The organism is Roseivivax sediminis, assembly GCF_900112685.1.
GTDB classification, from domain to species: domain Bacteria; phylum Pseudomonadota; class Alphaproteobacteria; order Rhodobacterales; family Rhodobacteraceae; genus Roseivivax; species Roseivivax sediminis.
In genome coordinates this window covers 65,946-73,754 of sequence record NZ_FOMS01000017.1, presented here as the reverse complement: position 1 = coordinate 73,754, position 7,809 = coordinate 65,946, and the positions used below count along the sequence as shown (strand labels likewise).

6 protein-coding genes are annotated in these 7,809 nt (G+C 61.5%); 2 read left to right on the top strand and 4 right to left on the bottom strand.

Translation table 11 applies throughout. The features are described 5' to 3' along the window. Positions 1-285, bottom strand: a 285-nt coding sequence (locus F3H57_RS20120; RefSeq protein WP_149754387.1) for a transposase, incomplete at its 3' end; no start/stop codon positions are given. Between the two features lie 732 nt (positions 286-1,017). On the opposite strand from F3H57_RS20120, the gene F3H57_RS20115 reads away from it, so the two are divergent. Further along, positions 1,018-2,040 (top strand): sensor histidine kinase, encoded by a 1,023-nt coding sequence (locus tag F3H57_RS20115; RefSeq protein ID WP_188129775.1) that lies wholly within the window; start codon positions 1,018-1,020, stop codon positions 2,038-2,040. 315 nt (positions 2,041-2,355) lie between these two features. Here F3H57_RS20115 and F3H57_RS20110 read toward each other — a convergent pair whose 3' ends face one another. From F3H57_RS20110 to F3H57_RS20100, 3 genes are all read right to left on the bottom strand, one after another. Continuing rightward, complete coding sequence (locus F3H57_RS20110; RefSeq protein ID WP_149758421.1) at positions 2,356-4,653, bottom strand: hypothetical protein; 2,298 nt, start codon at positions 4,651-4,653, stop codon at positions 2,356-2,358. A gap of 75 nt (positions 4,654-4,728) precedes the next feature. Beyond that, positions 4,729-5,178, bottom strand: a complete 450-nt coding sequence (locus tag F3H57_RS20105; protein ID WP_149758420.1) for a hypothetical protein — start codon at positions 5,176-5,178, stop codon at positions 4,729-4,731. 1,446 nt (positions 5,179-6,624) lie between these two features. Further along, on the bottom strand, positions 6,625-7,269 hold the full coding sequence (locus F3H57_RS20100) for a cation transporter (RefSeq protein ID WP_149758418.1): 645 nt from the start codon (positions 7,267-7,269) through the stop codon (positions 6,625-6,627). A gap of 66 nt (positions 7,270-7,335) precedes the next feature. Between F3H57_RS20100 and F3H57_RS20095 the strand changes: the two genes are divergently transcribed. Continuing rightward, positions 7,336-7,743, top strand: a complete 408-nt coding sequence (locus F3H57_RS20095; protein ID WP_149758416.1) for a MerR family transcriptional regulator — start codon at positions 7,336-7,338, stop codon at positions 7,741-7,743. Positions 7,744-7,809 lie beyond the last annotated feature (66 nt).

Here is a 7,809-nt window from a genome sequence, read left to right as displayed (position 1 = left end):
GAGCCGACAGAACCAGCGATAGGCCAGGTTCAAATGAACCTCCTCGCAAAGCCGCCGTTCTGACCGGATGCCGAAGGCGTAGCCGACGATCAGCATGCGGATCATCAGCTCCGGATCGACCGAGGGGCGGCCCGTCATGCTGTAGAATGGTGCGAGATGGCGGCGCATGTCTCCGAGATCAACGAAGCGGTCGATGCCCCTGAGCAGATGCTCCGCCGGGACGTGGTCTTCTATTGCGAACTCGTAGAACAGCGCGCCCTGCGAAACCTGCCTCGGCCCCATCATCGCCAGTTCTCCCATGCTTCAGGAGAATTGAATCAGCACCAGTGACGTCGCTCAAGCGGAGTTTTTCAACACCATCTCCGCAGATCTGCCTTTCGTGCGGTGGGCAGCGAACGTCGGCATTCCGCCCACCTCCCGAAGGCGCTCGCAGGCGCGGCGGAGACCGAGCGGGTGCAGCGAACGGCGGGAAGGTCCCGCACCGCTGACCTTGGGCTGCCAGACCATGCTGCACGTGACCACGAATGACTGGTTCGGGGTAGCTGCGCTGCAGCGACGGGCCGCCCCTCGAGCGGCAGGTCAGGGCCGGAAGTAACATCGTGCCTGAGGGCGACCCTGTGTGTGTGCGGCTGCCGCGCCGCATGACCGGTTCGAGCTCTTGGCCGACATTCGCATGACCTCAATACCAGGCATGGAGCGCAGTTCGCTTTGAAGGCGAAACGACTTCACGGCACGTAGGAACTTCGCATGCTGCGACCAACGCCATCTTTGGATCGCCTTCCAACCAGTCATTGAATTGGCCGGGGCACGCCGTCAGAAGGGCTTTCTACGACCCGGCGCTCGCGAATCTCCACGGATCGGATTCCATGAGCTACTGACGGTAGGAAAGGTGCGGGTGTCAGAATGGTCATGTCGGCACGCTCAGTTTGTCACTTTCTTGCGTCGTGGCGTGTGGCTTGTGGCTTGTGGCTTGCGCCAAACAAATTGCCTCAATATTTGCGGGTCAAGTATACTGCGATGACGATGACACAGAGTGTATTCTCAGAACTCGAAGCGCCAGAAAGCCTTCAGCAACACCTCGCCGCGATCGTCGAGGGGTCAGATGACGCCATCATCACGAAGGGGCTCGACAGTGTCATTCGGAGCTGGAACCCGGGGGCGGAACGACTTTTCGGCTACTCGGCCCAGGAGGCCATCGGGCGGCCGATAACATTGATCTTTCCTGATGATCGTATGGACGAAGAAGCCGGCTTCATCGCGCGGCTGAGCCGAGGCGAGCGGATCTCCAACTTGGAGACCATCCGGAAGCGCAAGGACGGAAGCCTCGTGCCAATCTCGCTCACTGTTTCGCCGGTGCGCAATGCCGACGGGAAAATCATCGGGGCATCGAAGATCGCACGGGATATCACGCTGCAACGCCAAGCTGCAGAGAGGCAGCAGCTCCTTCTCTCCGAAATGCGCCATCGGGTCGGAAACTCCTTCGCGGTGGCCAGTGGTCTCCTATCCATTGCCGCGCGGCAGGCGGACAGTGTCCAGGAGCTTGTCACGGTAATGCGCCAGCGCCTCCTCGCGTTGGCCTCGGTCCATGCGCGCGCCGTTGATGATCCCGCTGGAGCACGGCCGGAGGGCACAGCTCTGGCCCAACTCATCAACTCGATCCTGGAACCCTTCAGCGGGGGCGCTTCCGTAACACTGGATGTGCCGGAGCTCAAAGTCTGCCCGGCCGCCATCACGCCCCTATCACTGGTCATTTTTGAGCTGGCGACCAATGCCGTCAAATACGGAGGCCTCTCCGAAGCAGGACACGGCATCGCGATATATGCGCATGAGCATGACGATCGGCTGATTGTTCAGTGGACGGAAGACTGCGCCACCAAGCCCGCGTCTGGCGAACCAGGTCACGAGGGTTTCGGAACGCGCATGTGCCAGAGCACGGTTGGCTCTTCGCTCGCAGGGAGATTCTCCAGGGACTTCAGCCCGGACGGCATGTCAGCGACGCTGGACCTCGACCTGAGAGCCGTGACGGGCTTGCAGACATAGGAGCCCCATCTGGCCCCGATGGAGAAGTGCGCCGAAGTATCTTGAGGCTGTCAGGGCTTGGTGACGCGCGTCACAACTCGAGAGGCCTCGTTCGAATGTGCGCAACGGGCCGGTCGCGTCATCGTGTCATGCCTTAGAGGTCGCGCCTTCTGCCGCAGCGCCGCTTCAGGCCTTTTGGAAACATTCAAGAACGATGCCGCAAGCCGCTTCTGATTGCGGATGCCGCATAGGATCCCCGTTTCCGTAATTGTTGACACGACCGATTCACGACAATCCCTGATGACATCACTCCCATCCTGAGCGAGATCGTCCAGTCTAAAACGCTCCTGGGCGGCTTTCGCGCCAGTCGCGGATCCGCGCGACGTGAAGGCGGGCCGACGCGGGCGTCATAAAGGGCTGCTCGCGTATGATCCGCTCAAGGACTTCGTCTGACACAAGCATACCTGTCGAAGGATCGTCCCCGCACGAATGGTCCCCGAACTCTCGCAAGCAGCGCCAGACGAAATGCGCGGCTTCCAGAACCTGCTTGGTCTCGCCTTGGAGCGCGGCCTCGAACCTGCGCGGCAGCGGAAAATGAGCATTTTTCAGCCTGTTTCCGGTCTTGGGCATCGGCCCGAGTTTTTCAGACGGCAGAAGATTGTCTGCGGCAATGTTCGACACGGTCCGCAAGGCGTCGAAGTTGTCTACAGCCCGGACCCACTTCCGGCGTAGGTCAGGCCGCAGCGACCGTTCGTGGATCCATGCCCATTCGCGGTCGAGCTGCCAAGGCTCGAGCCCCGATTTCCCTGCCACCTCCATTATTGTGTCGACGGGGTTCTCGGCGCGCGGGATGCCGGCTTCCACGAGTCTGGCTTGCAGGTTTTGCCATCCGGGCATCCATACGCGGCTGACCCGATCGGCCAGACGCTGCAATGGTGCGCGGTAATGGAGCATTTCCCGTGGATGACTCCCGGCAGCCGCCGCGATCAGGTTACGCCATGGAATGATGTCGATCTGGGCTTCGAAGACCGTTTTGTCGGACGTCAGATCAACCAGGGTCCGCGCCGCGGTGATCAGCTCCTTCACACCAAATGCGCCGTATCCCGCCGCTTCGGCGATCGACCGCAAGGAGTTCTCCAGGGCTGTGGGCATGTCACCGGGGCGATGGCGGAGCCAGTCGTGCTGGTCGCCGATCGCCGGCCCCGGCAAGAGCTCGGGATACTCCTTGCGCAAGACATCGAGCGCCGCGAGCCCGGCGAGGCATTTCGGGACATCTCGGACCGCTTGAGCCTTCAAGAGGAAATCCCGCGCGACATCCACGTCGATCTTGTCGGGCGGTATTGGTGGCTTGGCACATTCGGCATATTTCCTGACCAACAGCAGGCCCTGCATGTCGTTGCCACTCGCAATCGTGCCCTTGGCGCGGGAGATTATACCCTCCCAAAAAGAAAGCCGGTGCGTATGCGCCAAGAAGGTGCGAAGGACGGTCCTGTAGTGGCGGAGCGTGAGGTCCGCGCGTTCCTCCACCCTGGTCTCGAAAAAGGCCACGGAGTCCTGCAGACAGGTGGGGCTGTCGATGTCGATGCCGGCGTCCAGAAGGTCGCGCAGGACCCGGCGCAAGTCCTTCACGCGCCGGGAGCTTGCGGAGCGGTCTTTCGCAAAGGCTTCAACTTCTGCTTCGAGCGCGGATGGCAACACGACCGGTTTTCTGTCTGTCTTTCGTTTCCGGGGCTCAGCGGGCGCGTTATGGCGTTCGGGTCGACGCACCCGGTCCGGAGTAATATCTTCGGACACAGCCGCGGGCTCGGCGCATCGAAGCAAAGAGAGCAGCGTCCGGAGATAGAGAGCCGCGGTGTTCGCAGAGATCTGCTGGCTTACCGCGACATGGTATCTCGTCGCATCCTCGAGGCTCAGCGACCAGCCGGGCTTCGGCCCGTCTTCCGTAAGTAATCCGAAATCCACGGCAAGTTCGAATGCGCGCCGGGCGTGAAGGGCATGACCGACGGGAAGGCGTCTTCGAACCGCCGCGAGCACGGCCGGCAATTCGATGCGGTGTTTGTCGCCATCGCGATAGGCCGGGAAGGGGCCAGCTTTTTCAGGGCGAAGGATCCCGGCCGCGACCACGCGCGGGTCATTTCTCAGCTTGTCGATTGTCGAAAACGAATTCCGGAAGGCATTCCTCTTCCTATCACGAAGATCGCGGTCGGCTGCGATGGCCAGTTCACGCGTCACATCTCGCAAGGTCGTTCCCGGGAATATCTCTTCCATCAGTTTCCGGTTCACGCTGGGCAGGCGGCGTTCCCGCGCGAGCTGGTTCAGGAGCGTGTAGGGGTCTTCGTGGGGCCATACCCCGGCCAGCCGGGCGTGCCGCAGGAGGCTTTCCCGGCAGCGACCGTATAGGGCGGCGTCGCCGAAGGCCGTTGCAAGATCGTCGTCGGGAAAGGGAGGAAAGGAGACCGAAAATGACGCGTGCGAAGCGAGCACCCCGGGGTCATGAAATGTCTCTGGTCCCATCGCGCTGCGCGCGAGGTCGAGAAACGCCAGGATGGAGGCACTACCGGTCGAGGGTAGGGTGCCGTTTTCGATGCGCATCCGCAGGTCGGCAAGGCTCAGAGTGGGTTGAGAATGTGTCATGCTGAGCAGATGGGATCATCCTGGAGATCGAAAAAATGCTCTTGGCGACCAATCCGGCCGCCAAGGAGAAACAGGTCATTCGGCCAGAGCGCTCTCGAATGCTCGGATCGCCTCGGAGAGCAGGTCGGCAATCACGTGCAGGACGGCGCCACGCCCTGTGATCCTCCACTCCGCACGGTAGGGATCGGCCGGCCGCTCCACTGCGAATTTCGCTTGCGCTGCCAGTTCCTCGACAGCCCTTTGACGATCGACGCAGAGGAGCATCGTCCGGCAGCTCGACAGACGCTCGGCGTCCGACGAAGCCGCGCCGAGAAGGACATGGTAGTGTGACGTACTCGTCGAAAACGACGGAGCGGCTGCATGCGCGCGGAAACGGATCAGGACGAGCCATTGTGCCGCACGGCGCGAAAACTCCTGTGCGCGCATAAGGCGACCCGACTTGTCCTCCTTGTTCTTGGTGTTGGCCGCCCCGCTGGCTTGGCCGATGCTGATGTCCTCCGTGAGATCGCTGGCGATGACGGACATGCGAGAAGTCTGGTGATGCATGATTTTTCCCTTGAGTTGGTTAGATTGCGGCGATCTGCCGCTTCAAGGTCTCGGTCCGTCCTTCTGACCGGGTCGTGGTGGTCTTCGCATCGGTGACTGTGAGATTGGCCAGAGCCCGATCAGACGAAGAACGTTTCCAAGATTTTTTGAGCAGAGGAAGAAAACGCAGCCATCATCACCCAACCATGACAGCAGGGAGGACCCGTTATGTCCGGGATTTTCAGAACCCGGACATGAAGTCTCGGTGGTCATGACATCCCTCGCTACGGGTGCGATGTCATGCGCCCGCGAACACGCATAGCCGCCACCGCGTCCTGTCCGAGACAAAATTTTGCTCGGAGCATCGAGGGGATCGGGCTCCTGGGTCAAACTTTGGTGCTGGCATGAATTTCTCCTCCCGGAGAAAACTCGTCATCTCGCGGGGATTCTGCGACAAGACGCGGGGAAATCTCGTCATCCCGCGGGTTTTCTGCGTCAGGACGCAGGGAAATTGCGACAGAAGGGTTTCTAAGTTCTTGAAACGCCGCTGAGAATTGGCCCCTGAATCAAGAGAAAGAGGGAATCCCCCTTGAAAGAGCCGCGGAGCGGCTGATTTGGTGGTGTGTTGCGGGCACCGGACGGCCACTTGAAGAAAAATCAACCGGATCCTTTTTCCTCGCTGGCGAACGATCCATTTCTTCTTCGTGTCGGGTGCACCTCGACAGGGACTGGAACAGACGAGGCTCTGCGGCGCGCAGCAGGGTCTGCGGCTGGAACAGGACCTGGCAAGATCGGTCCGGCACTGGCTCGCAGACGTGCGAGCGAACACTCCCGCTATCCTTGGGCGGGAGTTGAGATGGTTGCTGTCTCGGGGGTGTCGAGATGTGAGGTCTGCTGCGGCGCGCAGCCGTAGGCTGATCAGATCGGCATCTTCCGGGGCAGCGGCTGCCAATTTTGGTGCTACGGCTCGTATTACGATAGCATTCTGCAACTCGGACGACCCGAAGGGGATGGGATGGTGGGCCATATCTTGTCTGAGAGGGGCTCTCAGAGGCACATATGGCGGGTTTCGCGCGTCCCGAAATTTCATGGGGGCGGAAAACTGGTCCCAAGGGACTATCAGGGCGTGTGGCGAAGATGCGCGTCAGGCCCGTCCGAGGGAAGCTCTGAGAGACGTTTTTTCCGTGTGGGGAAAGTTGCTTACGAGGGGGCGGCAAGGCGTCTCGAAGGTACTCCCAAGGGTAAGTGAAGACCGTTGGGGGCCGAATCAGCCCTTCCGAGGGGGTTCACAGAGGCTCCGATTCGTCCGTTGTGGAGAGCCGAGGGGGCTCGGAAGGCGAGGAGCCGGGCCTTGGGATTATCCCCTGCGGCCGAACATCATCCTCAGCAGCAGGCCGGCGTCATGTTCGGGGCCGGCGGCCTACGGCACATCGGGCGCTGACGCTGTCACCGCAGGAGTGGAGCGGGATCCGGACTGCTATGGTCTCGCAGCTCCGAAAGAGCCTGTCGTGTTACAGTTGCTGCCCCCTGGATCGCCAGCACGGCCATGATGGTAGCCACGATGAGGTCTGGCCAGCCGGTACCGGTGCCGAAGACACCGAGCGCCGCGGCCAGCACCGCGAGATTGGCGATGACGTCGTTGCGGGAGCAGATCCAGACGGACCGCATGTTCGCATCGCCGTCGCGCCAGGCATAGAGCAAGCCGAGGCAGGCAGCGTTGGCAGCCAGAGCCACGGCCCCGACGACGCCCATCGTGCCCCATCCCGGCACCGTGCCATGCACCGCGTGCCAGATGACGCTTCCGATCACCCACAGCCCGAAGAGTCCCATCGAGGCGCCCTTGACGAGAGCGGCGCTGGCGCGCCAGCGGATACCCAGACCAAGAACGAAAAGGCTGATGCCGTAGTTCGCGGCGTCAGCGAAGAAGTCGAGGGCGTCGGCCTGCAGGGCGGCCGATCCCGCCGCGAGACCGGCGATGATCTCGACCAGGAACATCACCGCGTTGATCGCCAGCACAATCCAGAGAACCGCGCGGTAGCCGCCGCTTGCGGCAGCGCTGGAGGAACAGGTGTCGTCGGAACAGCAGGGCATCAGGTGGTCTCGCATTCATCGGCGTTGTCACCTACCTACGGTCTATAGCAACTATAGGGTCAAGTCATGCCGCGCGATGATCTGAAGATTGGCGACCTCGGGCGGGCAACGGGGACGAAGGTCGTGACAATCCGTTACTACGAGAAGATCGGATTGCTGCCGGCGCCGGACAGGAGTGTCGGCAACTATCGGACCTACGATGCTGCGGCACTCGAGCGCCTCCGATTCATCCGTCGTTGCCGAGACCTGGGCTTCTCACTGGATCAGGTTCGCGAGCTTCTGAGCCTTGCGTCGGATGTGGCTCGCCCGTGCGCGGAGGTGGACAAGATCACCGCCACCCATCTGGCTGATGTCGAGCGCAAGATCACCGACCTGCAATCCTTGGCACAGGAGCTCCGCCGGATCTCCGCGACCTGTAATGGCGGTGGCACGATATCGAACTGCCGCATCCTCGACGCGATCGCACCGGACTAAGCTGTCATTGCGGTTCTACCGCAGCCGACGTTGCAGCAGACCAATTTGCAGACCAAGCCTGTGGCG